At 66.4% G+C, this 22,632-nt stretch carries 26 protein-coding genes and 1 tRNA gene; 13 read left to right on the forward strand and 14 right to left on the reverse strand.

Going from position 1 to position 22,632, the window contains the following annotated elements; genetic code table 11:
- Positions 1–2: 2 nt before the first annotated feature.
- The 10 genes from rplJ to AC07TU_RS06360 all read right to left on the reverse strand — a co-directional run bounded on the left by rplJ (position 3) and on the right by AC07TU_RS06360 (position 8,759).
- Entirely contained in the window at positions 3–518 is a 516-nt protein-coding gene (gene rplJ / locus AC07TU_RS06315; protein ID WP_495187074.1) for a 50S ribosomal protein L10, read from the reverse strand.
- 300 nt (positions 519–818) lie between these two features.
- A complete protein-coding gene (gene yfiB / locus AC07TU_RS06320; protein ID WP_495187075.1) occupies positions 819–1,310 on the reverse strand; it encodes an outer membrane lipoprotein YfiB in 492 nt (163 codons plus the stop codon).
- Positions 1,311–1,315: 5 nt separating this feature from the next.
- Positions 1,316–2,533, reverse strand: coding sequence for a diguanylate cyclase DgcN/YfiN (gene dgcN, locus AC07TU_RS06325; protein ID WP_495187076.1), 1,218 nt, complete (start codon positions 2,531–2,533; stop codon positions 1,316–1,318).
- Positions 2,533–3,051, reverse strand: a complete 519-nt coding sequence (yfiR, locus tag AC07TU_RS06330; protein WP_495187665.1) for a regulatory sequestration protein YfiR — start codon at positions 3,049–3,051, stop codon at positions 2,533–2,535. Before yfiR ends, dgcN begins: the two co-directional genes overlap by 1 nt.
- A gap of 111 nt (positions 3,052–3,162) precedes the next feature.
- Positions 3,163–3,471 (reverse strand): hypothetical protein, encoded by a 309-nt coding sequence (locus AC07TU_RS06335; protein ID WP_495187077.1) that lies wholly within the window; start codon positions 3,469–3,471, stop codon positions 3,163–3,165.
- Between the two features lie 22 nt (positions 3,472–3,493).
- On the reverse strand, positions 3,494–4,981 hold the full coding sequence (locus AC07TU_RS06340) for a L,D-transpeptidase family protein (protein WP_495187078.1): 1,488 nt from the start codon (positions 4,979–4,981) through the stop codon (positions 3,494–3,496).
- A gap of 78 nt (positions 4,982–5,059) precedes the next feature.
- Positions 5,060–5,380 (reverse strand): DMT family transporter, encoded by a 321-nt coding sequence (locus AC07TU_RS06345; RefSeq protein WP_495187079.1) that lies wholly within the window; start codon positions 5,378–5,380, stop codon positions 5,060–5,062.
- Between the two features lie 170 nt (positions 5,381–5,550).
- Positions 5,551–6,372, reverse strand: coding sequence for an alpha/beta hydrolase (locus AC07TU_RS06350; protein ID WP_495187080.1), 822 nt, complete (start codon positions 6,370–6,372; stop codon positions 5,551–5,553).
- A 73-nt stretch (positions 6,373–6,445) separates the two neighbouring features.
- On the reverse strand, positions 6,446–6,901 hold the full coding sequence (locus AC07TU_RS06355) for a YaiI/YqxD family protein (RefSeq protein ID WP_495187081.1): 456 nt from the start codon (positions 6,899–6,901) through the stop codon (positions 6,446–6,448).
- 145 nt (positions 6,902–7,046) lie between these two features.
- Positions 7,047–8,759: a DEAD/DEAH box helicase gene (locus AC07TU_RS06360; protein WP_495187082.1), complete on the reverse strand. Its 1,713-nt coding sequence runs from the start codon at positions 8,757–8,759 to the stop codon at positions 7,047–7,049.
- Between the two features lie 185 nt (positions 8,760–8,944).
- Between AC07TU_RS06360 and AC07TU_RS06365 the strand changes: the two genes are divergently transcribed.
- The 5 genes from AC07TU_RS06365 to AC07TU_RS06385 are packed head-to-tail and all read left to right on the forward strand — an operon-like array spanning position 8,945 to position 14,669.
- A complete protein-coding gene (locus tag AC07TU_RS06365; protein WP_495187083.1) occupies positions 8,945–11,020 on the forward strand; it encodes a TonB-dependent receptor domain-containing protein in 2,076 nt (691 codons plus the stop codon).
- A complete protein-coding gene (locus AC07TU_RS06370) occupies positions 11,020–12,180 on the forward strand; it encodes a PepSY-associated TM helix domain-containing protein (protein ID WP_495187084.1) in 1,161 nt (386 codons plus the stop codon). The genes AC07TU_RS06365 and AC07TU_RS06370 overlap by 1 nt, the downstream gene beginning before the upstream one ends.
- Positions 12,181–12,215: 35 nt before the next feature.
- Positions 12,216–13,445, forward strand: coding sequence for a glycosyltransferase family 4 protein (locus tag AC07TU_RS06375; RefSeq protein WP_495187085.1), 1,230 nt, complete (start codon positions 12,216–12,218; stop codon positions 13,443–13,445).
- The gene (locus AC07TU_RS06380) at positions 13,442–13,954 is read left to right on the forward strand and encodes a sigma-70 family RNA polymerase sigma factor (RefSeq protein WP_495187086.1); all 513 of its coding nucleotides are present in this window, start codon (positions 13,442–13,444) and stop codon (positions 13,952–13,954) included. Before AC07TU_RS06375 ends, AC07TU_RS06380 begins: the two co-directional genes overlap by 4 nt.
- The gene (locus AC07TU_RS06385; RefSeq protein ID WP_495187087.1) at positions 13,947–14,669 is read left to right on the forward strand and encodes an anti-sigma factor family protein; all 723 of its coding nucleotides are present in this window, start codon (positions 13,947–13,949) and stop codon (positions 14,667–14,669) included. The genes AC07TU_RS06380 and AC07TU_RS06385 overlap by 8 nt, the downstream gene beginning before the upstream one ends.
- A 16-nt stretch (positions 14,670–14,685) precedes the next feature.
- On the opposite strand, the gene trhO is transcribed toward AC07TU_RS06385, so the two are convergent.
- From trhO to rplK, 3 genes are read right to left on the reverse strand one after another with little or no spacing between them, the layout of a single operon-like run.
- Entirely contained in the window at positions 14,686–15,645 is a 960-nt protein-coding gene (gene trhO / locus AC07TU_RS06390; RefSeq protein ID WP_495187088.1) for an oxygen-dependent tRNA uridine(34) hydroxylase TrhO, read from the reverse strand.
- Positions 15,646–15,704: 59 nt separating this feature from the next.
- Positions 15,705–16,403, reverse strand: coding sequence for a 50S ribosomal protein L1 (gene rplA / locus AC07TU_RS06395; RefSeq protein WP_495187089.1), 699 nt, complete (start codon positions 16,401–16,403; stop codon positions 15,705–15,707).
- 4 nt (positions 16,404–16,407) lie between these two features.
- Positions 16,408–16,839, reverse strand: coding sequence for a 50S ribosomal protein L11 (gene rplK, locus AC07TU_RS06400; protein ID WP_495187090.1), 432 nt, complete (start codon positions 16,837–16,839; stop codon positions 16,408–16,410).
- Positions 16,840–17,065: 226 nt separating this feature from the next.
- On the opposite strand from rplK, the gene AC07TU_RS06405 reads away from it, so the two are divergent.
- From AC07TU_RS06405 to nusG, 6 genes are all read left to right on the forward strand, one after another.
- A tRNA-Trp gene (locus AC07TU_RS06405) sits at positions 17,066–17,142 on the forward strand.
- Between the two features lie 23 nt (positions 17,143–17,165).
- Positions 17,166–17,738, forward strand: a complete 573-nt coding sequence (locus AC07TU_RS06410) for a YqaA family protein (protein WP_495187091.1) — start codon at positions 17,166–17,168, stop codon at positions 17,736–17,738.
- 187 nt (positions 17,739–17,925) lie between these two features.
- Positions 17,926–18,177 carry a hypothetical protein gene (locus AC07TU_RS06415; protein ID WP_495187092.1) on the forward strand — a complete coding sequence of 84 codons (252 nt, stop codon included), beginning with the start codon at positions 17,926–17,928 and terminating at the stop codon, positions 18,175–18,177.
- 253 nt (positions 18,178–18,430) lie between these two features.
- Positions 18,431–18,685: a hypothetical protein gene (locus tag AC07TU_RS06420; RefSeq protein WP_495187093.1), complete on the forward strand. Its 255-nt coding sequence runs from the start codon at positions 18,431–18,433 to the stop codon at positions 18,683–18,685.
- Between the two features lie 226 nt (positions 18,686–18,911).
- Positions 18,912–19,109: a preprotein translocase subunit SecE gene (gene secE, locus AC07TU_RS06425; protein WP_495187094.1), complete on the forward strand. Its 198-nt coding sequence runs from the start codon at positions 18,912–18,914 to the stop codon at positions 19,107–19,109.
- A gap of 24 nt (positions 19,110–19,133) precedes the next feature.
- Complete coding sequence (gene nusG / locus AC07TU_RS06430; protein ID WP_066576721.1) at positions 19,134–19,670, forward strand: transcription termination/antitermination protein NusG; 537 nt, start codon at positions 19,134–19,136, stop codon at positions 19,668–19,670.
- Positions 19,671–19,825: 155 nt separating this feature from the next.
- Here the strand turns inward: nusG and AC07TU_RS06435 are convergent, their stop codons facing one another.
- Positions 19,826–20,047: a hypothetical protein gene (locus tag AC07TU_RS06435; RefSeq protein WP_495187095.1), complete on the reverse strand. Its 222-nt coding sequence runs from the start codon at positions 20,045–20,047 to the stop codon at positions 19,826–19,828.
- Positions 20,048–20,413: 366 nt separating this feature from the next.
- Here AC07TU_RS06435 and AC07TU_RS06440 point away from each other — a divergent pair, with 366 nt between their 5' ends.
- Together AC07TU_RS06440 and AC07TU_RS06445 are read left to right on the forward strand one after the other, a co-directional pair.
- Positions 20,414–21,565, forward strand: a complete 1,152-nt coding sequence (locus AC07TU_RS06440) for a PqqD family protein (RefSeq protein ID WP_495187096.1) — start codon at positions 20,414–20,416, stop codon at positions 21,563–21,565.
- A 43-nt stretch (positions 21,566–21,608) separates the two neighbouring features.
- Positions 21,609–22,619 carry a nucleotidyltransferase family protein gene (locus AC07TU_RS06445; RefSeq protein ID WP_495187097.1) on the forward strand — a complete coding sequence of 337 codons (1,011 nt, stop codon included), beginning with the start codon at positions 21,609–21,611 and terminating at the stop codon, positions 22,617–22,619.
- Positions 22,620–22,632 lie beyond the last annotated feature (13 nt).

Here is a 22,632-nt window from a genome sequence, read left to right on the forward strand (position 1 = left end):
GCTTAAGCGGCTTCCTTCTCCGCATATGCCTTGAACACGCGGGCGAGCTGAGCCGCCGGTGCCTGGGTAACGGCTGCGAGCTTCGATGCCGGGGCCTGAAGCAGGCCGACGATCTTGCCGCGCAGTTCGTCGAGCGAAGGCAGCGATGCGAGCGCCTTCACGCCTTCCGCGTCGAGCAGCATGCTTCCCATCGCGCCGCCGACGATCTCGATCTTGTCGGTCGTCTTGGCGAACTCGGCAACCACCTTGGCGGCGGCGACCGGGTCGGTCGAAGTGGAAAGCGCCGTCGGACCCACGAGCAGGTCCGCGAGCACCGAATAGTCGGTGCCGTCGATCGCGATCTTGGCAAGGCGGTTCTTCGCGACCTTGTAGTTCGCGCCGGCTTCGCGCGCCTTGTTGCGGAGGTCCGTCGACTGCTTGACGGTCATCCCGAGGTTGCGGGTGACGACCACCACGGCAACCTCGTTGAAGGTGCGGTTCAGCTCGGCAACGGACTCGGTCTTCTGAGCACGATCCATGCCGGTCTCCTCAAAATACCCCAACCCAAAGGGTTGGAGCCGGTTACGCCGAGGGCAGGGCGGATGCCCAACCCTCATGTCCGAGGGGCATGATCGTCAGGGCGCGGATAGGCTCCGGCTGGCTGACCCGGACTCGATCGCATGGAAGGAGCCGGTAAAATCTGTGTCCCCGTCTTGGCGGGAAATTAAGACCGGCAAACCCGGTCACCCACTGTCTCGGACGGTACGCATGACCGGCAAGCCGGCCACGCGAAGGCGCGCCAATAGCGGCTGGCGCGCGAAAGTCAACCATAGTCCCGATCAGGGGGCGGTGATGAGGATGACGACGCGGCGGTTTTCGCGGCGCCCCTCGGCGGTGGCGTTGCTCTCGACCGGAAAGCGATCGCCAAGGCCGGCGGTGGTAACCGCGGATTTGTCGAAGCCGGTGCCGACCAGGACTTCAGCGACGGCTGCAGCGCGGCGTTCGGAAAGGCGCTGATTGTGTTCGGCGCCGCCGGATCCGTCGGCATGACCCTCGACCGCTGCATGGCGGATACCGACGCCCAGCAGGCGGCCCGAAATCCGGCGGATCGATCCGGCCTGTTCGGGGAGGACGGTGCTCTCGTCCGTCGCGAAGAGCAGCCGGTCGTTGATGCTGAATTCCCAGCCGCGATTGGTTTCGGCAAAGCCCTCTTCCGTGAAGACCGCGCGCTGGGCACGGGTCCAGGGGGACTTGTCCTTCGACATCTGGCAGCCGCCAAGGGTGAGCGCGGCGAGGGCGAGGAACAGAGCGGTACGCACGAACGACGGCATGACGATCAAACTCCCTGTTGCCGGGCGCGAAGGTCTCCCTTGGCGGCATACATCGCCGCGTCGGCCCGATTGATGAGCGTGGTCAGATCCTGACCATCGCCCGGATAGATGGCAGCGCCGAGACTCAGCGTCATCGTGACGGTCTCGCCCGAAGGCAGACGGAACGGTTCGGCCATGCGCGCGGCGATCTCGGCCGTCACGCGTTCGGCTGCGTCATTTCCGCTGGGCGCGGCAAGAAGGACGGCGAATTCGTCGCCGCCCAGCCTTGCCGCGACGTCGCGCGCGCGCAGGCAGCTGCGAATTCGCGTGGCGGTCTCGATCAGCACTGCGTCACCCGCGGGGTGGCCGTGCCGGTCGTTGATCGGCTTGAACGAATCCGCGTCGGCATAAAGCAGCACGAAGCTCGCCTCGCCCGCGCGTGCCTCGGCCAGCATCTCGGCGGCCCGGCGCTCGAACAGGGCGCGGTTGGGAAGGCTGGTGAGCACGTCGTGGCTCGCCTTGTGGCTGAGCGTCTCGTTCTCGCGCCGCATATGCTGGCGCCAGTCGCCCAGCTCGGCGATCAGCGCGTTGAAATCGATCCGTAATGCCTCGACCTCGCGGATCGACGCCGGTGGCACCTTCGGGTCGAGCGTTTCCTCGCGGCGGAAGCTGTGGGCGGCGTCGGCGATCGCGTTGAGCGGCTCGACAATGTCGGCGCGCAACCGCCGCGACAACAGCCAGGCCGCGAGCCCGGTCAGCACCAGGCAGACCAGGGTGCCGAGCAGGCCGTCGCGGATATAGGCTGCCACGGCGCTGCCTTCACCGCGCACGCGCACGGTGCCGATGCGGCTGCCGAGATGGATCACGGGTTCGTCGATTGGGGCTGCGAAGAACAACCGGTCGGCGATCCAGCGGGCGAGCGAGTCATCCTGCCCCTCGCGCTCGACGGTGGCGAGCACGGTGCCGTCGGGCTTGAGCAGGGCGATCCCGGCCACGCCGGGCTCAAGCAGCGGGGCGATGGCCTGCTGTGCCGAGACGGGGTCGTCGAACACGATCGAAGGGGCAGCCGAATACCCCGCCGAACGGCCGATCAGGTGGAGATTCTGTCCGGCATAGGCACCGATCGCTGCAAAGCCGGCGAGCAGAACGGTCAGGCCGGTCAGGCCGACCGCGAATAGGGTGACCCGCAGATGCATCCGCGCGAGCACGCGACGCAGCGTCGGCAGGGGCATGCTACCGCTCATCACGCGCCATCCTCCGGCAGCGCGATCCGCAACACGCGCGGGTCGATCCGCACAGTGCTGCGCGACGCGGCGTCGATGCTCAGCCGGAAGCCGACGCGGTCGGGCAGCACGCGCAGGCAGAAGATGGTGCCGCCGCGGCAATCCGCATCGTCTTCGGCGATCGACAGGACCGGCTGGTCGCGGATCGATCGCAGCATCCGCAGGCGGTCGGCATCGGCCATTGCGCCGAAATAGAGGATATCGCAGCCGCGCGTCGGGCCGCCGGGCAGAACGACCTGAGTCTGGACCTGCCGGCCGGCGCTCTGGCCGATGCGGCCGAAGCCCTTGGTGTAGGTCGTGGCGCCGCTGACGCAAAGCCGCTGCACCGGACGCGGCTCCGGCCAGCGGGTATAGCTGATCATGCCGCCCACGGTGCGGGCGACCACCGCGTCATGCTGGCCGGGCGGTACGCGCGTCTCGGCAATCAGCCCGTTCGAACCGATCGATGTACTCGCGCCCATCACGATGAGCGCCACCATCAACGTCACGTCAATTCCCCCGAGCGGAACCGGTTCCGCTCAACTCGATTGACGTGTCGCTAGCGTATCAAATGACAAATGGCCAGATTTCGTTAACCGTAGCAGGCGGCGTCACTCCGCCGGGGCGGTCTCGTTGCCGCCCTGTTCGCGCGGAAGGCGTGCGGTCATGCCGACCGCATCGGCATCGTCCTGTACCTGCTCATCGACTGCGCGATCGTCCTGGACAACCGGTGTGGGGGTCGGCGTCGGGCTGGGCGTGGGCTCGGGCTCGGCGAAATTCTGCACCGGCGTCTCGTCGATCACGACGGCCGCATTGTCGTTGTCGTTGACGGGCGCATCGGGTGCGTCCGAACCGCCCGAACAGGCGGCAAGCGCCGTGGCAGCGAGAAGCGCGGCGGCGAGGGGCAGGCGACGGGTCATGAAATTCTCCGTGTGGGTCGGTTCAACGAGCCGCGAGCGCCTGGGCGGCGCTCCGCTTCTCGATCTTGGTCGCGAGCGTCTTGTCCCAGCCATAGGGGTCGCCGCGGAAGTTCATCGTGCCGGTGCTGCTCGCATAGGCCGTCCAGTAGAGCAGGTAGACCGCAACCTGGTTGGGCAGCGCGGCGCGGACCGTTTCGCCCTTTTCCAGCGCGCCGTCGATCGCCTCGGGCGTCCACTGCGTACTGCCTTCGAGCAGCAGCCGGGCGAGATCGGCCGGGCGCTCGAGCCGGATACAGCCATGCGAGGCGAGCCGGTCATAGCGCGAGAAGGTGCCCTTGCTCGGCGTGTCGTGCAGATACACGGCAAAGGGATTGTTGAAGTCGAACTTGTACCGGCCGAGCGCCGACTGCGCGGGCGACTGCTGGAGCCGGCGGTTGGCGCCGGTGCCGATCACCTTGAACCCGTTGCGGGCAAGATAGGCCGCGCCCTTGGGGAACAGCTCGCGCTGGGCGATGCCCGCGGGGACGTTCCACGGCGGGTTGAGCACGACCGAATGGATGCTCGACTGAAGCATCGGCGTCTCTCCGCCGCCGGGCTTGCCGGTCACGCCGCGCATCGACATCACCGGGCGATCCCCCTCGAACACCGCGACCTGCGCGGCGGCGATGTTCACCTGGATGCGGTCGACGGGCATCTCCTTGGGCATCCAGCGCCACCGCTCCATGTTCGCCATGATCTGGCGGATGCGGCTGGAGACGGGGACGTTGAGTGCGGTCAGCGTGCCGGTGGAGACGGTGCCGGTCGGGGCGAGGCCATAGCGGCGCTGGGCACGGACCACGGCTTCCTTGAGCGCGGCGTCGAACTTGTCGCCGCCGCCCGCAAGCTCGCCATCCTCGACCGCGAGGCGGGCGCGGAGCGCCGCGACGCGCGGGCCGCTCGATCCCACCGACAGGTCGGGGCCGGCGGGGATGGTTCCCCATCCGCCTGCGGTTTCGATCCGGCGATAGCTGGCCAGGCCCTTGCGGAGGTTGTCATAGCCTTCGTACTGCGGCGTCAGCCCCGCGAACCACTGGGGGATGCGGTTGTCGGCGGCGGCCTTGGCGAACCCGGGGAGCGGATCCCAAGCTGCCGGGCGCAGCGCCCAGTCCTCCTGGAAGTCCGCGGTGTCGAGGCGGCCGATATGAATCGCCCGGGCATAGTCCAGCGCGGCGCGCACCAGCCCCTGATCGTCGGCGGGCAGCACTTCGGCCTCTGCGGTCGAATAGCGCAGGCCCTGCGCGATCCGGCCCTGCACGATCAGGCGGCGGACCTGCTGCGCCTGCTCAGGGCTGAGCACGGGCAGCGGGATCTGCACCGGTGTGATCTGCACAGGCGCCGGCTGGGGCGCGGTCTGCGCGGGCGCCGGGATGGTCGCGGGCGGAGTCACCTGCTGCGCGACGGCAGGCGCACCAAGGGCAAGGCCAAACAGGGGCAGCGCCGCAACACCATGCGACCGCGATCGTCCGAACATCGAGAGCATCATCCTTTCACCGAAGGCCAATGATAGAGGCCGCGTCCGTGAAAGTCACCCGTCCCCAGCCCGGGATGCTCAAGCCGGAGAGAAGGCTTTTGTTCCCGCGACTCCAATAACAATCAATGTCATGAACCCCGCCTGCACTGGCGACACGCGATCGCCGAAGATCATGATCCCCATCAGGATCACGCCGACGGCGCCGAGACCGGTCCAGATCGCATAGGCGGTGCCCGCGGGCAGATCGCGCATCGCGAGGCCGAGCAGCGCCATATTGACGAAGCTGAGCGTCACCGGGACCAGCGATGCGTGCCAGGTCGAGGCGCTCGCCGCCCATTTGAGGCTGAGCGCCCAGATGATTTCAGTAACAACGGCAATGCCGAGGATAACCCACGCCATGAGACTTCCAGTCTGTCGCGGGCTCGAAACGTCATGCGCAGGCCGGAAACCCGAAAGAGGCGGCGCATGGAGCCGGTCGCAGACGAGCGGCGTTGCGCGGCGCATTTGGCTGCGCCGCAGCCTACAGTCAATAGTTGAGCAAACCCCTCCCCTCCAAGGGAGGGGCTTTCCTAGGCCCGCGCGTCGATCCAGCCGCGAATGTCCGCCATCACGCCTTCCTTGCCGGTGTCGGCGAGCAGGTCGTGATAGTGTCCGTCGTAGAGCTTGAGCGTCTTGTCCGCCGATCCGGCATTGTCGAAGAACATCTGGCTGCCCGCGGGCAGGGTCGCATGATCCTGCGTCCCGTGGATGATCAGCACCGGGAGAGTGATCTTCGGGAACGAGACCTCCAGCACCTTGTCGGCCTTCCACATCTCGCCGACGGTCTTGGCGGGCTGGTTCTCGTCATGGATCAGCGGATCGGCGTTCATCATCGCGACCCAGGCGGGGTCGCGCGAGAAGTCGGCATTTTTGAGCTTGAGCACCTTGAGGCGCGGGAAGGGGCCGCTCAGCCATTGCAGCAGGTTGAGCACCAGCCGCGGCGCGGGCACACGGAAGGCGAAGCTGTGACAGATCAGTCCCTTGAACTCGGCCTGATTGCGCAGCGCATAGCTGGTCGCGATCACCCCGCCCGCGCTGTGGCCCATCAGGAAGATCGGCAGGCCGGGATGCTCGGTACGCGCCTTGTCGAAGGCGAGCTGGAGGTCCGACAGATACTTGTCGAAATTGTCGACGTAGAAGCGTTCGCCGTCCGACTTGCCGCGTCCGCGCAGATCGACCGCATAGCAGGCATAGCCGGCTTCATTGAGCTGCTCGGCGGCCCAACTCAGGTGCGCGCCATGCGCGTTGAAGCCGTGCTGGAGGACGACCACCCCTTTGGGTGTGCCGTTCGCGGGCCAGCTGTGGAGATTGATACCGGTGCCATCGGGGTGGGTGATCCGCTCTTCGGTCATGCGCGCCTCCGTGGAAGGGAGGGAGAACGTTATCACGCATCCGTAACGAGCGCGAATGCAATATGGGTACCCGTCAGCGGGCCAGCCGGACCAATGCCTCGTCGAGTGCGGAGAGGAAGCGCGAGCGGTCTTCCTTGCGGAACGGCGGTGGCCCGCCGACCTGATCGCCGCCCGCGCGCAGGTCCGCCATGATCGCGCGCGTCGCGATGGCCGCACCGATCGAGCTGGTGGTGAACGGCTTGCCGTTGGGTGAGAGCACGGTCGCTCCAACCTTGAGGCAGCGGTCGGCGAGGAGGATGTCGGCGGTTATCACCACCGTCTTCGGCGCCGCACGTTCCGCGATCCAGTCGTCCGCTGCGTCGAAGCCGTCCGAAACCACCTCACGCCCGATCAGCGGGTGGTCGGGGATGCGGATGAAGGCGTTGGCGACGATGGTCACCGGCACCTCGCGCCGCCATGCGACCTTGTACACCTCGTCCTTCACCGGACAGGCATCGGCATCGACCAGGATGCGGAGGGGATGAGTCATGGTTTTCCTGCTACTCCTCCGTCACCCCGGCCTTGTGCCGGGGTCCACGGCGCCCTGAGTGCCGGGCAAGAGCTTCCAATCCAGCGCTCGCCTCCCGGTGGATCCCGGCACAAGGCCGGGATGACGGAATCGCGGGGAGAACGCGTTACTTCTTCGGCGGCTTGCCGCGGTGATGCGGCTTGGCCGGGCGGGCACGGTGCACGGGGCGGCTATGGTCGCGCGGCTTGTGATGGCGGGGGGCGTGATCCCCGCGCGTTCCCGGCGGGGGCGGGCCGTCGGCGATCTGGATCAGCACGCCATCCTCATCCTGCTCGGCGGTCTTGGTGACTTCCTTGGCGAAGCGGTCGGCAAGCTTGCTCGGGATCTGGAAGCGGGTTTCGCCCGCGCCGATGCGGATCGCGCCGATCTCCGACTTGGTGATGTGCCCGCGGCGGCAGATCAGCGGCAGGATCCAGCGCGGATCGGCGTTCTGGCGGCGGCCGATATTCATGCTGAACCAGACCACGTCCTCGAAGCCCGGGCGATGGACCGGGGCGCCGCGTTCGGCGGGCGCGCGGTCGATCAATTCCTCGGGCGCGGGCATCGACGCGCGGTGCGCCTGGACGAGCGCGGCGGCGATCTCGAGCGGGGTCTTCTCGGCCAGCAGTGCCTCGGCGATTTCGCGGTCGTCGTCTTCGACCTCGATCGGGGCGGTGAGCTTGGTCATCAGCCGCTCGCGATCCTTGGCGCGAATATCCTCGACGCCCGGCACCGGCAGCCATTCGGCCGCGATCTTCGCCTGCTTCAGCGTCATCTCGACCCGGCGGCGGCGCGGATAGGGGACGATGAGGACGGCGGTGCCCTTCTTGCCGGCGCGGCCGGTGCGGCCCGAACGGTGCTGGAGCGTCTCGGCATCGCGCGGCAGCTCGACATGGATGACGAGCGTGACGGTGGGCAGATCGATGCCGCGCGCGGCGACGTCGGTGGCGACGCAGACGCGCGCCCGGCGATCGCGCAGCGCCTGAAGCGCGGCGTTGCGTTCGTTCTGGCTGTGCTCGCCCGACAGCGCCACGGCGGCGAACCCGCGCTCGGTAAGCCCGGCATGGAGGTGGCGGACATTGTCGCGTGTCGCGCAGAACAGGATCGCGGTCTCCGCCTCATGGAAGCGGAGCAGGTTGATCACGGCATGCTCGATATCGGCCGGCGCGACAGCGATCGCCTGATAGCTGATGTCGCCATGGCCGCGATCCTCGCCGACGGTCGAGATGCGGTGCGCGTCACGCTGATAGCGGCGGGCGAGCGCGACGATCGGCTTGGGCATCGTCGCGGAGAAGAGCAGGGTGCGGCGCTCGGCCGGGGTCGCATCGAGCAGCGCTTCCAGTTCTTCGCGGAAGCCCATGTCGAGCATCTCGTCGGCTTCGTCGAGCACCGCGACGCGCGCTTCGCTGAGGTCGAGCGCACCGCGCTCGACATGGTCGCGCAGGCGGCCGGGCGTGCCGACCACGATATGCGCACCATAGGAAAGGTTGCGACGCTCGCGCGCGGCATCCATCCCGCCGACGCAGGTGACGACGCGCGCCCGCGCCGATGCGTAGAGCCAGCTCAGTTCCTTGGCGACCTGAAGCGCCAGCTCGCGCGTCGGCGCGATGACGAGCGCGAGGGGAAGGCCGGCCACGGGCAGGGCGCCGTCCTCGAGCAGCTCGTCGGCCATGGCGAGGCCGAAGGCGACGGTCTTGCCCGAACCGGTCTGGGCAGAGACCAGCAGGTCGTGGCCCTTGGCCTCGTCTTCGGTGACGGCGGCCTGAACCGGGGTGAGGGCGGTATAGCCGCGCGCGGCCAGCGCCTCGGCGAGGCTGGTGGGGAGGTGGGTAAAGGTCATGCAGCTCACAATGGTCGCGCGGCCAATGGGCAAGGCGCGGGTAAGCGCGGCCCCATAGCGCATTATGGAGGGTTTGGCGAGGGGCGCGCGTTTCGCGGCGCTAGAGACCAAAATATACCCAATTATTATTGACATTAAGTCGCAATAACATTTACCGCACCGGCGAAACGATCCAGGGAACTCCAATGAAAACTGAAACCGCTTACGCGGCGCTGTTGCTCGGCGCCGCCACGATCGCGATCGCCCCGCAGGCTTACGCGCAGGACGCGCCCGAAGCCGCCGGGACGCAGGAGAGCGACGAAGTGGTGGTCGTGGTCGGCGCGCTGACCGACGTGGATCTGGACCGCAAGGCGATCCAGGCGATCCAGGCGAACGACCTGTCGGACCTGTTCCGCAACGTGCCTTCGGTCGCGGTCGGCGGGTCGCTCGGCATCGCGCAGAAGATCTATGTGCGCGGGCTTGAGGATTCGATGCTCAACGTGACGATCGACGGCGCCCCGCAGCGCGGCACCTTGTTCCACCATGTCGGCCGCGTGAGCATCGAGCCGGAACTGCTCAAGAGCGTCCAGGTTCAGGCCGGCGCGGGCGAGGCGGATTCGGGCTTTGGCGCGATCGGCGGCGCGATCCGCTTCCGCACGGTCGATCCCACCGACCTGCTGCGCAACGGCCGCGACTATGGCGTGATGGCCAAGGGCGGCTGGTTCAGCAATGACGGCTACAAGCTGTCGGGCACCGTCTATGCGCGGCTGACCGGCGATATCGGCATCCTCGCCTCGTACGTGCATGTCGACCGGGAGGACTTCAAGGACGGCAACGGCACCACGCTGCGCGGTACCGCCGCCAAGCAGCAGCTTGGCTTCGTCAAGATCGGCGGCGACCTCGGCGCCGGGCATCGCCTGACGCTGAGCTATGAGCAGCGTAACGAAGAGGGCGATTTCGGCGTGCGCCCCAACTGGCCGGTGCTGGCGAACGACCGGCTGTTCGCGGTCGAGGGCAAGCGCAAGACCGCGATCGCCAACTATGGCTTCGAGACGGCCGTCGGCATCGATCTGGAGGCGACCGGATACTGGACGCGCACCGAATTCACCCAGAACCGCTCCGATCGCTGGGGCCTGTACGGCGCGGATATCGAGAGTTGGGGCTTCGACGCGCGCGCGCGCATCCGCCGCGCCGGGCATGACGTGACGATTGGGGTCGAGCATCGTTCGGATCGCGTCGTCGGCCAGTATCTCGGCACCCCTGCCCAGTGGCAGGCCTGGGCCTGGGACCCTGCGGTCGGCCGGTTCGAGGAGAAGGGCGCGCTGATGGGCGTCTATATCCAGGATCGCTGGCGTGTGGTCGAACTGCTGCTGCTGAGCTTCGGCGCGCGCTACGACGCCTATGACCTCGACCAGGTCACCTATCGCAAGGGCATCGACAGCGACGGTGTCAGCTTCAACGCGGGCGCGACGCTCGATGTGCTGCCGGGCCTGTCGTTCAATGCCGGCTATGCGGAGGCGTTTCGCGGCAAGGAGATCGGCGACGGCTTCACGCTGGAAAAGCGTCCCGGCCGCATCTCGCTCGCGCCCGGCCTCAAGCCCGAGCGGGTCGAGAATATCGAAGGCGGCGTGAAATATGACCGGGGCGGCATCACCGCATCGGCGGTCTATTACCGTACCAGGATCCGCGATGTGGTGCTTGACCAGCTCGGCGCGGTCCGCACGCCGGGCACGATCCAGGACGCGGTCTATTACGAGAATGTCGGCAACTTCAAAGCCGAGGGTTTCGAGCTGCGCGCCGGCTATCGCACCGGCCCCTTCTCGATCGAGGGCTATTACAACCATTATGATTCGCGCCTCAACGACAAGCGGATCGAGGGCTATGAGCAGATCGCGCTCGGCAATTCGGTGGGCGACAATTGGGCGGTGACCGCCGCGTTCGAACCCTCGTCCGACCTCAGCCTGCGCGCGACGGTGACCCGCTACGAGGATCTGAACGATATCGAGGTGCTGTTCCGCGAAAAGCAGCTCGGCTTCGTCAACAAGACCTATTTCATCGACAAGCCCGGTTACACCGTGGTCGATCTCTCGGGCACCTGGCGCCCGTTCGGCACCGACTTGGTCGAGCTGCAGGCGGCGGTCTACAACCTGCTCGACAAGCAATATCGCGCGCATGCCAGCGTCGGCGACTACAGCCAGATCGGCGTTGCGGGGTATGAGATCGTGCGCGGCCTGCCCGAGCCCGGCCGCAATGTCCGCCTCAGCGTCTCGTTCCGCTACTGATGGCAGAATTGACGGACGCGCTGCCACCTGCCGCAAAGCGCCGGTGGCGGCCGTTCGCGCGGATCTGGCATCGCTGGTTCGGGATTCTCGGCGGGTTGTGGCTGTTGTTGCTGGCCGTCACCGGATCGGCGGTGACCTTCTATGACGAGCTAGACAGCTGGTTGAACCCGGACCTGCGGACGATCCCGGTGGCGGCACAGCAGCACGCGTCGATGGACCTCGCCGTCACCCGGGCCCAAGCGGCGCTGCCGGGGTTCGCGCCCAACAATATCCTGATGCCGTCGCACCCGCGCGGCACGATCTGGATGCTCGGCCGTGCGCCGGTGGGGGAGGGGAAACCGCGTCCAGTCCAGCTCTTCGCCGATCCGCGCGACGGGCGTGTGCTCGGCTGGCGGGAGAGCGGGAAGGTCTCGCTCGACCGGCGGCATATGATGGACGTTCTCTACGGGCTGCATGTCGATCTGCTCGCGGGCGCGTGGATGACCTGGTTCTTCGGGCTGGTGTCGCTTGCCTGGCTGATCGATCACGCCATCGCGCTGTGGCTGGCGGTGCCGGCGCCGGCGAAGTGGCGTTCCGCCTTCGCCGTTGCGGGGCGGCCGGGCAGCCTGCGCCGGTTGTTCGACTGGCATCGCGCGCCGGGCATGTGGGCCTGGCCCGTCACCTTCGTGCTCGCGCTCACCGGCCTGACCCTCGCCTGGCCCGACGACAGCCGCAGCGCGGTGGCGCTGATGTCGCCGGTCAACGAGCGGCTTCACGAACATTGGCCTGATGTTGAACCGCCCGCGCATGCCGTGGGGCTGGAGGCGGCGATGGCGGCGGTGAGGACAGATCGGTCGCAAGTGCACAGCCTGCGCGTCCTGCCCGAACATGCCGCCTATGCCGTCCGCACCTTCGACCCGCGCGACCGCGATGATCAGGGGCGGCTATGGACCTATGTCGCGATGGCCGATGCACGCATCCTCGCGACGCGCCACGACAATGGGACAAGCGCGGGCGACGAGTTCTTCGCCTGGCAATATCCGCTCCATTCGGGGAAGGCGTTTGGTGCGGCGGGGCGCTGGCTGGTCTTCGTTTCCGGTATCGTCACCGCCGCGCTGGTCGTGACCGGCTGGATGCTGTGGCTGCGCAGACGGCGGCAGCACCGGGCCCCGCCACGCTGAACCGCCGAAGGGAATAAACATGCCCCGGCACGCGTATGCCGGGCATGTTTGTACCCGTAGCGTCCCGTTCTCCCGCCGTGCCGCAGCTTCGCGTGGCGTTGTTCTCAGGAAACTATGATTGCGTCCGCGACGGCGCCAACCGTGCGCTCAATCGGCTGGTGGCATATCTGCTCGAGAAGGAAGGGGCGGAGGTCCGGGTCTACTCGCCCCGCGCGCCGAAACCGGCATTCGCTTCCGCGGGGGATGTCCGCGCGGTCCGCTCGCTCGCACTGCCGGGGCGGCCCGAATATCGGCTGGCGCTGGGTCTGACCCGCGCGACGCGGTCGGAACTTGAAGCCTTCGCGCCCGACATCGTCCATCTTTCCGCGCCGGACCTGCTCGGCCGGCAGGCGCAGAAATGGGCGCGAGCCCGGCGGATTCCGGTGGTCGCGAGCCTGCATACGCGGTTCGAGACCTATCCCGCCTATTACGGCATGGGCTTTCTGAGGCCCATGCTCGAACGTTATCTCGACCGCTTCTACGGCGATTGCGATCGCATCCTCGCGCCGACCCTGCCGATTGCGGATGAGCTTGCTGCCAAGCACGGCGCCGGCCGCGTGTCGGTGTGGGGGCGGGGGATCGATCCCGCCGCCTTCCACCCGTCGCTGCGCGATGAAGCGACCCGCGCCGCATTCGGCTATGCGCCTGGCGATGTGGTGCCCCTCTTCTTCGGGCGGCTGGTGCAGGAAAAGGGTCTTGGCGTCTTCGCCGACACGATCGATCTGCTGCGCGCATCGGGACAGGCGGTGCGTCCGCTGATCGTCGGCGAAGGGCCGGCGCGCGGCTGGTTCGAGAAGCGGGTGCCCGACGCGGTGTTCGCCGGGCACCTTGAGGGTGCTGCGCTGGGCCGCGCAGTGGCGAGCGCCGATATCCTGATCAACCCCAGCGTGACCGAGGCGTTCGGCAATGTGAACCTCGAGGCGATGGCGAGCGGGCTCGCGGTGGTCTCGGCCGATGTGCCGAGCGCGTCCGCGCTGATCGCGGACGGCCGGACCGGCTGGCTGGTCGAGGCGCACAAGCCCGCCGCCTATGCGCGCGCCGCCCGAATGCTGATGCAAGAGGCACCGTTGCGCCACGCGATCGCCGCGGCGGCGAGCAGGGAGGCATCACGCTATCGCTGGGACGATGTCCTTGCCGGAGTCGCGGCGGATTATCGCCGCTGCCTTGCCCGCCGGGGCAGCAAGGTGGACGCCTGGCCGCGCTTGCTGCAGGAACTGGCGGCGTGAACCCGGATGCCGACATCCCCGGCGACCTGATCGCGATGCGCCGCTACGCCCGCGCGCTGACGCGTGACGATCAGGATGCCGACGATGTCGTGCAGGATGCGATCCTCCGCGCGATCGAGCGCAAGAAGAGCTTCAAGCCCGAGTTCAGCCGGCGCCGCTGGCTGCTCGCGATCGTCCACAATGTCTTCATCTCGGGCAAGCGCCGCGAGGCGGCCGAAGCGCGCCGCAACGACCGCTTCGCCGAGACGCTCGAGCGCAATCCCGACCTCGAGCAGGAACAGCGCGTGCGGCTGTCGCGCATCGCGAGCGCCTATGCGAGCCTGCCCGAGCATCACCGTGCGGTGCTTCACCTGACCGCGGTGGAGGGGCTGACCTATCAGGAAGTGGCGGATGTGCTCGACATACCGGTCGGCACCGTGATGTCGCGGCTGTCGCGTGCGCGCGAAGCATTGAAGCAACGGGAACAGGGGTCTTCGCCGTTGCGGATCGTTGGAGGGGGAAATGGCTGAACAACCGTCCGAGTTCGAGCTTCACGCTTATGTCGACGGCCAGCTCGACCCCGCGCGACGCTTCGCGATCGAATCGCAGCTGATGCACGATCCCGCGCGCGCGGCATGGGTGATGGGCGAACTGAGCAGCCGCACCGCGCTGCAATTGCTGGCCGAGGATTCGCGTCCCGCCTTACCCGCGGCGATCGAACAGATGGCGCGGCTGGCGGAAGCTCCGTCGAAGCGCTTCGTGCGTCGGGGCGCGATCTTCGGCGGCCTCTCGCTCGCGGCCGCCGCGTCGCTGGTGCTGGCCTGGCCCGCGGGGACGCCCGGCTATGTCGACTATGCGGTCAGCTCGCACCGCATCGCGATGATGCGCGCCAACATGCCCTCGCAGATCGAGGCGCCTGTGCTCGACGCCAAGGAGATCGAGAACAGCACCAGCATCGACCTGCCCGTGCTGCCCGCCGACTGGCGGGTGACCGATGTCCAGCTCTTTCCCACCGACGAGGGGCCGGCGCTGCTGGTCGCGGTGACGGCGGGCGACGGGCAGCGGATGTCGCTCTTCGCGCTCAAGTCGCGCAGCGATGCGCCCAGGCGGCCCAGCGCGGTGCGTGAGGGGCTGCAGTCGGTGGCCTATTGGCGGCGCAACGACATGTCCTATGCGCTGACGGGCGACGGCGATCCCGGCGCGATGGACGCGCGGGCGGAAACGCTGGTGCAGAGCCGGTCCTGAGTCCGGGGCAAGCGAGCTAGCGCGACGGCTGGTCCGGATGGACCGCGCCGACATGGGCTTCGCCGCGTGCCTCGGCCAGCCTCGTCTGGCGGTGGCGTTCGGCATAGCGCGCGCGTTGCTCGTCGGTGCGTTCGCCGTGACAAGCGGGACAACTGACACCCTCGACAAACAGCGGTGAGCCGCGCTGCTCGGGCGTCACCGGCATGCGGCAGGCGCGGCAAAGCTGATTGTCGCCCGGCGCCAGCCCGTGGCCGACCGAGACCCGCTCGTCGAAGACGAAGCATTCGCCTTCCCACCGGCTCTGCTCGGGCGGGACTGTCTCCAGATAGGCGAGGATGCCGCCCTTGAGGTGATAGACCTCGTCGAGGCCCTCCGCCTTGAGGAAGGCGGTCGATTTCTCGCAACGGATTCCTCCGGTGCAGAACATCGCGATCTTCGGCTTAACCTCGCCGTCCAGCAGCTTCTCGCGGTTCGCCTGGAACCAGTGGGGAAAGTCGCGGAAGCTGCGCGTGCGCGGATCGATCGCGCCGGCAAAGCTGCCCAGCGCCACTTCATAGTCGTTGCGCGTGTCGATCACGATCGTGCCGGGCTGGTCGATCAGCGCGTTCCAGTCCGCGGGCGCGACATAATGGCCGGTGTCGAGCGGGTCGATGTCCGGCTGGCCCATCGTCACGATTTCCTGCTTCAGCCGCACCTTCATCCGGTGGAACGGCATGGCCGGCGCGCGCGATTCCTTGATCTCGATCTCGGCGCAGCCGGGCAGCGTACGGATATGCGCGAGCACCTGCCCGATCCCGTCGTCGGTCCCGGCGATCGTGCCGTTGATGCCCTCACGCGCCAGCAGCAGCGTACCCTTCACGCCCAGCGCGCAGCAGAGCTTCGCCAGCGGCGCCTTGATCTGCTCAAGGTCCGCAAAGGGGGTGAACTGGTACAGCGCAACGACGCGGATCGGGTGGTGGGTCACGCCGGGCTCCATAAACGTAAAGGGGCCGGTGTTGCCACCGACCCCTTTGCATTGTTCGGTCGAACCGAAGATCAGACCGCCGAAACCTCGGCGACGTCGACCTTCACGCCCGGGCCCATCGAGGACGAGACCGCGACCTTGCGCAGATACTTGCCCTTGGCGCCCGACGGCTTGGCCTTGACCACCGCATCGACCAGCGCGTCGAAGTTCGAACGCAGGTCGGCGGCCGAGAACGACGCCTTGCCGATGCCCGAATGGATGATGCCGGCCTTTTCGACGCGATACTCGACCTGACCGCCCTTGGCGGCCTTGACGGCTTCGGCGACGTTCATGGTGACGGTGCCGAGCTTCGGGTTCGGCATCAGGCCCTTCGGACCCAGAACCTTACCGAGACGGCCGACCAGGCCCATCATGTCCGGGGTCGCGATGCAGCGATCGAACTCGATCTTGCCGCCCTGAACGATCTCGAGCAGGTCTTCCGCGCCGACCACGTCCGCACCGGCTTCGCGGGCTTCGTCAGCCTTCGCGCCCTTGGCGAACACGCCCACGCGCACGGTCTTGCCGGTGCCGGCGGGCAGGGTGACGACGCCACGGACCATCTGGTCGGCGTGACGCGGGTCAACGCCCAGGTTCAGCGCGACTTCGATCGTCTCGTCGAACTTGGCGGTGGCGTTCTTCTGCGCCAGCGCGATCGCCTCGTCGATGCCGTACAGCTTCTCGCGGTCGACCGCGGTCGCCATGGCCTTCGCCTTCTTCGTCAGCTTTGCCATGTGATCAGCCCTCCACCACTTCGAGGCCCATCGCGCGGGCGGAGCCTTCGATGATCCGCGTTGCCGCGTCGAGATCGTTTGCGTTCAGATCCTTCATCTTCGCGGTCGCGATTTCCGCGAGCTGCGAGCGCTTGATCTTTCCGGCCGAAACCTTGCCCGGCTCCTTCGAACCCGACTTCAGGCCGACGGCCTTCTTGATCAGGTAGGTCGCGGGCGGCTGCTTCGTCTCGAACGAGAAGCTGCGGTCGGCATAGACGGTGATGATGGTGGGGAGGGGCGTACCCTTCTCCTGGCCATCGGTCGCCGCGTTGAACGCCTTGCAGAATTCCATGATGTTCACGCCGCGCTGACCCAGTGCAGGGCCGATCGGCGGCGAGGGGTTGGCGGAGCCCGCAGGCACCTGGAGCTTGATATAGCCCGTAATCTTCTTAGCCATGTTTCACTCTCTAGCTGGACGGCCCGCCTCTTTCTGGAGGCGTCCCGGCCGGTTCAAGTTTAGCGGTTCATGCGCCCCGGACATGATCCGGGGCTCCCGCAAATTTCCAACGCTGTCGCTCTGGAAGGCGGCGCGCATAGCGGGGGAGGGCGGCAAAGGCAAGCTGAAAGGCTGTATTCGGCCTCTTGCCCCGTTCGGGAAGCGCGGCTAAAGCGCTGCACCGCACAGGGGTGTAGCTCAGCTGGTTAGAGCGTCGGTCTCCAAAACCGAAGGCCCTCGGTTCGAATCCGAGCTCCCCTGCCATCCTTTCCGAGGATCTCCCCCACATGTTCCGCGCGCTGTACGACTGGACGCTCAGGCTTGCCGGTCACCGCCACGCCGACCGCTATCTCGCGACGGTGTCGTTCGCCGAATCGAGCTTCTTTCCGATCCCGCCCGACGTGATGCTGGTGCCGATGGTGCTGGCGCGGCGTGACCAGGCATACCGGATCGCGGCGATCTGTACGGCCGCGTCGGTGCTGGGCGGGCTGTTCGGCTATGCGATCGGCTATTTTCTCACCGGCTTCGCGCACCAGGTACTCGAATTCTTCCGCCACGGCGCGTTCGAGGATTTCACCGCGGCGTATCAGAAATACGGCGCGGCGCTGATTCTGGTGAAGGGGCTGACCCCGATTCCATTCAAACTGGTGACGATCGCCAGTGGCCTTTCGCACTATCCGCTCGGCATCTTCATTTTGCTCTGCACCATTACCCGCGGCGCCCGATTCTTCCTCGTCGCATTCCTGCTGAAGAAATATGGCGAGCCGGTGCAGAAGGTTCTGGAGGAGCGGCTCAACCTGATCGGCTGGCTCGTGCTGGCGGCGCTGATCGGCGGGTTTGCGGTGGTGGCGCTGGTCTAGCGTGTGGCGCAGCGCGGCGGAGCGGCAATACTGTTCACGCTAACTGCATCCACAATACTACCCAATGTGAATATTCCATTACATTTCCAGCGATTTTCTGCGTGGTGTTGGAAATTATTGCGCTTGCGAAATCTGGAAAACTTGCCTAGCGAGCAATTGCCTTTGCGCATATCGAAGGGGAAATAACGTGTTTAAGAAGATTGCCCTTGCGGTTGCAGCTTCGACGATGGCTCTGAGCGGTGTCGCTCATGCTTCGGCGGCGCAGTCGCTCAGCCTGAAGAACGCTCCGGCGCGTGCCGCGACCGTTGATGCGGAGTCGAACAAGCAGATCGGTGCAGTGAACCCGCTGTTCATCGTTCTCGGTATCGTCGGTATCGTTGGTATCCTTGAGATCACCGGCGCGATCAACATCTTCGGTGACGATTCGGACAGCAACTAAGTCGCTGTCGACCGTTACGGTTGAAGGAAATGGCGGCTTCGGCCGCCATTTTTTTTTGTCTTTGCGGTGCCAGCTGCGCCGCCCGGGCGAACGGCTCGCCCCGCATCCCCCGCCATTCGCCCCGTTCGACGTGCCCCGGCCGGAACGTGCCCGGGCCCGGGCGGTTCAGCCTCCTCCTGACAGATCGCATCCGAAGGCAATCCGGCGTGTCCGGGCCGCTGGCCTTCGCGGATCCAGTAGAAGGAGGACGGATATGCTCAAACCACTCTCGATTCTGCTCGCATTGCTGTCGCTGTCGACGGCCGCCGCGGCGCAGGCATCGCCTGCACAATCGCTGAGCCTGGCGAATTCACCCGAAATCAGCCGCGGATCGACCGCAGCCGGCGCGAGCAACGCGCAGAGCGGGGCTGGCGCAGGAATCTATGTGATCGGCGCGATCGTCGCCGGGTTGATGATCTGGGGCATCGTCGAGCTCGCGAGCGGCGACGACGATCCCGACAGCCCCTAGCCCGGCCATCGGGAATGCCGGCAGCGGGCGCTCCCTTGGGGCGCCCGTTTGCGTTGGCGAATCGCGGCTCCGCCATGCGGGTATCACGGCTCTTGCCCCGCCGTCCCCAAGTCGCTAGATACCAGCCCCAATCCGACAGCGTGATGGGTGTTCGCCGGGTCTCTCCAGAAGGGGCCGGGCGGCGGAACCTGTCCCGAAGCCGGGCAACCAATTTGCGAGGCAACAGGTGGCCAAGACCAGTCCGCTCGAATTCATGCGCCAGGTTCAGGCAGAGACCAAGAAGGTCGTCTGGCCGACCCGCAAGGAAACCGTCATGACCGCCGTGATGGTGTTCATCATGGCGTCGCTGCTGGGCATCTTCTTCTTCGGCGTCGACCGCATGTTCGGCGCGATCGTGAACTACCTGCTCGGCCTCGCCGCGTAACAAGAGCCAAAGAACGGAACGACAATGGCGCGCTGGTACATCATTCACGCCTATTCGGGCTTCGAGAACAAGGTCCGGGACCAGATCCTGTCCGACGCGACGCGGCTGGGCCTCGACGCGCTGGTCGAGGCGGTCGAGGTCCCGGTCGAGACCGTGACCGAGGTCCGCCGCGGCAAGAAGGTGCAGTCGGAGCGGAAATTCTTCCCCGGCTATGTCCTCGCCAAGCTGGCGATGAACGACGACGTCTATCACCTCGTCAAGAACACGCCCAAGGTCACCGGCTTCCTCGGCAGCTCGGGCAAGCCCCAGCCGATCAGCGAGGCCGAGGCCGCGCGCATCCTCAACACCAAGGAGGAAGCCGCCGCCGCGCCCAAGACGCAGATCAAGGTCGATTACGAGATCGGCGACGCGGTCAAGGTGCTGGAAGGCCCCTTCGCGAGCTTCAACGGCGTGGTCGAGGAACTCGATTTCGACAAGTCGAAGGTCAAGGTCAGCGTGTCGATCTTCGGCCGTGCGACCCCGGTGGAACTGGACTTCGACCAGGTGGAACGGTCGAAGTAAGACGCCGATACGATCATGGAATACGAAAGGCCGGGGCGAGAGCTCCGGCCTTTTTGGTTCGGGCGATCAGAGCCGAATCGGGTCGGCCGCGGTCCGGCAGCAAGGCCGTGCAGGCTTCCTTGGCTGCATCGGCAACGCCGGGACCCTGGTCCGGCTCAGATCAGCCTGGTCCGTTTCGGACCGCCGCGATTGCCGGGCGCGCCGGGGCCGGTGCCCGGGCCATCGTTGATCGGCGGATTCCCCGGCGGCTGAGGATCGGGGCCGTTTCCTACGCCGTTATTGCCGTGACCCTTGCCATGACCACCGCCACCGCCACCGCCACCGGTCGATTTGGCGATTGCTGCCGAGCTGAGCGACGTCGACAGAAGCACGGTCATCACCGGCGGGACCGTCAAGGCGAAGCGGCCGCACGATTTCAGAAAGTCTCGACGATCGTCGTCGCTTGCTGCGAGCCTTTCGTCTGAATTTTCCATCCTGGAATCCCTCTCCTCAACGCCGCTGGAATATATTCCAGTTGATCTTCGCCGGCCTGCGGAAAAAGGGGTTACCTCCTATGCTTGAAACAATTGTTCTGGCTATGATCTGACGCAGAAAATTGAGGGAAGCTGAGGGAAAGTCGTAATGCGACTCTCGCGATATGCGTTTACACGAATATATCGAAAGATACGGCCGAAACTATCGATAGCTTGACCATGGAAGTCTTCATGACATCGTGAATATATTTACAGACTATCGGAAATGACATGGAGCCTGGTTCGCCCCAATTCGCCAAGGCGGATATTTCCGAGCCGGCCCTCTTCAAGCTTTCGGAAGGTGTCCATCCGCTTTCGCTGGATGGGCACCCGCTGCTCTTCTCCACCCGCAACGAAAAGCTCTACAAACTCAATCCGACGGCGGCGCTGCTGGCATCGATGCTGCAGGAAGGGAACACATTCGCCGCGCTGACGGCGGCACTGACACGCCATGGATTTGACGGCGACGTCGCGGATGGCTCCGTGCTGGACCTGCTCTGCCAATGGTCAGCGCAGAATATCGTGCGGGCAATCCCCTCCGCGTCCGATGCCCCCCGATGCCGGGAGCAGCATCTTCATATCGCCGGCGTTGATGCTGCGATCCGCTATGCGAATATCGACCAATGCGGGCGGATATCGCCGATATTCTCGCATCTGGCCCGCCCGGCCGGCAGGCCCGCAATCCGTATAGAAGTCATTGAAGCGGACGGGCTGACCTTTGTGTCCCGCAACGGGGCCCCGGCTTCGGTGATCGGTGCCAGCCAGACGGCCCCCTTCGTCAAGGCGCTGCTCGTCGAAGAGGTGCTTGCGGCGGCGCCGCCGAATATCGCGCTGCACACTGCCTGCCTTGGACATCGCAACAGAGCCTTGCTGTTGAGCGGGCCGCCCGGGGCGGGGAAGACCACGCTCACGGTCGCGCTTTCGCGATCGGGCTTCGACTATGTGTCGGACGACATCACGCTGCTGGGTACTGACGGCCGGGTGCAAGGCGTACCCTTTCCGCCCGCCATCAAGAAGGGGGCGTGGCCGCTTCTGGATCGCCATTGCGCGGATATCGCGGCCTTACCGGTTCACATGCGGCTCGATGACGTCCCGGTGCGCTATCTTGCTGTGCCCCGGCCCCCGCGGAGCGCGTGGATGGATAGCGGATGGATCGTGCACCTGCACAGAGTTGCCGGTGCAGGGCCCGAACTTCGGACGCTCGATCCTGTCGGAGCGCTCGTTCAGCTCATGGGCGAGGCACATTCCAGCGCGGGCGCCGCGACCATCGACGAAATGCGGGCCCTGATCGCGCTGGTCGAAGGGGCACGCTGCTTCGACCTGATCTATTCCGATCTCGACGCCGCGATCGACGCTCTGGCGGTGATCTGTGCCGAGGATTGACGTCGAGCCGCTCGCGGCCTTGCTCGCATGTCTGGCAGGCGAGGTGCCGGCGGACATCGACTGGGCGACCCTGCTCGCGGCCGCGAACCAGGCGCTGGTGACCGGCGTCCTCGCCGCGCGGGTCGGAGACCGCGCTCCGGAAGAGGTGCAGGCATTTCTCGGAACGATCCAGGAGCGGGCGCTGGAACGAAACACCCGGCTGAAACGGCAGCTTGAAGAGGCGGCCGCATCTCTGGACATCGCCGGCATCCGGCCGATCCTGCTCAAGGGGGCGGCCATGCTCAGCACGGCGACCCCCGGCTATGGCGCGCGGATCCTGTCGGACCTCGATGTCATGGTTCCGGCGCGGTCGATGGCGATGGCGCGGGAGCGTCTCGAGGCGATCGGCTATCGATTGTACGGGCACGAAGACGGCCCGTTCGCGCCCATGAACCTCTGCCGCGCCCAGGACGTGGGGATGATCGATCTGCATTGCCGGACCAAGACGCGATATCCCGGCTTCGATTATGACGATCTGGCCGGCGATTGTTCAGAGGTGAGACTTGGCATGGCGAGCGCCTGGCTTCCGTCGCCGACGTCGCAGGCGCTGATCCTCGTCCTCCACGATCAGCTGCAGGATCGCGACTATTGGCGAGGTCTGATGGATCTCAGGCATCTGCTCGACATCGTGGAACTCGCACGGGCACCCGCAGGCATCGACTGGGAGCGGCTCGCAGCATATTTCCCCCGCGGATACCCGCGAAATGCACTCGATGTGCAGCTGGCGACGCTCGAGCTGCTGTTCGGCGCGCCGGTGCCGGCGCCGAAGCGTCCCGTCTGGACGGGGCTTCAGCTTCGGCGCCGTATCGTCCAGTTGCGCCGGCCCGGCCTCAGGTCGTCCCTCACCTTGCTGACGCTGCTGCTCGACCCGCCATGGCAGGCCGGACGTTCGCGCGGATATCCACCCGCGACCGGTCCGGTGAGGTTTCGCGACGCATCCGTATCTGAACGGGTCCGGCGTGCGCTGACGGCAATGAAGCGGTTTTCGGCCCGCAAGAACCTGGGAAAGATCTAGGCCGGCCTAGCCG

The organism is Sphingomonas sp. GW821-FHT03E12 (genome assembly GCF_059420685.1).

Excerpts from the sequence above, each read along its gene's own strand:
- AC07TU_RS06355 (WP_495187081.1), bottom strand. The coding sequence starts at position 6,901 with ATGACTCATCCCCTCCGCATCCTGGTCGATGCCGATGCCTGTCCGGTG.
- AC07TU_RS06440 (WP_495187096.1), top strand. The coding sequence starts at position 20,414 with ATGGAGCCTGGTTCGCCCCAATTCGCCAAGGCGGATATTTCCGAGCCG.
- nusG (WP_066576721.1), top strand. The coding sequence starts at position 19,134 with ATGGCGCGCTGGTACATCATTCACGCCTATTCGGGCTTCGAGAACAAG.
- AC07TU_RS06340 (WP_495187078.1), bottom strand. The coding sequence starts at position 4,981 with ATGTTCGGACGATCGCGGTCGCATGGTGTTGCGGCGCTGCCCCTGTTT.
- yfiB (WP_495187075.1), bottom strand. The coding sequence starts at position 1,310 with ATGCCGTCGTTCGTGCGTACCGCTCTGTTCCTCGCCCTCGCCGCGCTC.
- AC07TU_RS06435 (WP_495187095.1), bottom strand. The coding sequence starts at position 20,047 with ATGACCGTGCTTCTGTCGACGTCGCTCAGCTCGGCAGCAATCGCCAAA.
- AC07TU_RS06350 (WP_495187080.1), bottom strand. The coding sequence starts at position 6,372 with ATGACCGAAGAGCGGATCACCCACCCCGATGGCACCGGTATCAATCTC.
- rplA (WP_495187089.1), bottom strand. The coding sequence starts at position 16,403 with ATGGCAAAGCTGACGAAGAAGGCGAAGGCCATGGCGACCGCGGTCGAC.
- AC07TU_RS06345 (WP_495187079.1), bottom strand. The coding sequence starts at position 5,380 with ATGGCGTGGGTTATCCTCGGCATTGCCGTTGTTACTGAAATCATCTGG.
- AC07TU_RS06335 (WP_495187077.1), bottom strand. The coding sequence starts at position 3,471 with ATGACCCGTCGCCTGCCCCTCGCCGCCGCGCTTCTCGCTGCCACGGCG.
- dgcN (WP_495187076.1), bottom strand. The coding sequence starts at position 2,533 with ATGAGCGGTAGCATGCCCCTGCCGACGCTGCGTCGCGTGCTCGCGCGG.
- rplK (WP_495187090.1), bottom strand. The coding sequence starts at position 16,839 with ATGGCTAAGAAGATTACGGGCTATATCAAGCTCCAGGTGCCTGCGGGC.
- AC07TU_RS06410 (WP_495187091.1), top strand. The coding sequence starts at position 17,166 with ATGTTCCGCGCGCTGTACGACTGGACGCTCAGGCTTGCCGGTCACCGC.
- AC07TU_RS06420 (WP_495187093.1), top strand. The coding sequence starts at position 18,431 with ATGCTCAAACCACTCTCGATTCTGCTCGCATTGCTGTCGCTGTCGACG.
- AC07TU_RS06385 (WP_495187087.1), top strand. The coding sequence starts at position 13,947 with ATGGCTGAACAACCGTCCGAGTTCGAGCTTCACGCTTATGTCGACGGC.
- AC07TU_RS06375 (WP_495187085.1), top strand. The coding sequence starts at position 12,216 with ATGCCGGGCATGTTTGTACCCGTAGCGTCCCGTTCTCCCGCCGTGCCG.
- AC07TU_RS06370 (WP_495187084.1), top strand. The coding sequence starts at position 11,020 with ATGGCAGAATTGACGGACGCGCTGCCACCTGCCGCAAAGCGCCGGTGG.
- rplJ (WP_495187074.1), bottom strand. The coding sequence starts at position 518 with ATGGATCGTGCTCAGAAGACCGAGTCCGTTGCCGAGCTGAACCGCACC.
- trhO (WP_495187088.1), bottom strand. The coding sequence starts at position 15,645 with ATGGAGCCCGGCGTGACCCACCACCCGATCCGCGTCGTTGCGCTGTAC.
- AC07TU_RS06365 (WP_495187083.1), top strand. The coding sequence starts at position 8,945 with ATGAAAACTGAAACCGCTTACGCGGCGCTGTTGCTCGGCGCCGCCACG.
- yfiR (WP_495187665.1), bottom strand. The coding sequence starts at position 3,051 with ATGGTGGCGCTCATCGTGATGGGCGCGAGTACATCGATCGGTTCGAAC.
- AC07TU_RS06360 (WP_495187082.1), bottom strand. The coding sequence starts at position 8,759 with ATGACCTTTACCCACCTCCCCACCAGCCTCGCCGAGGCGCTGGCCGCG.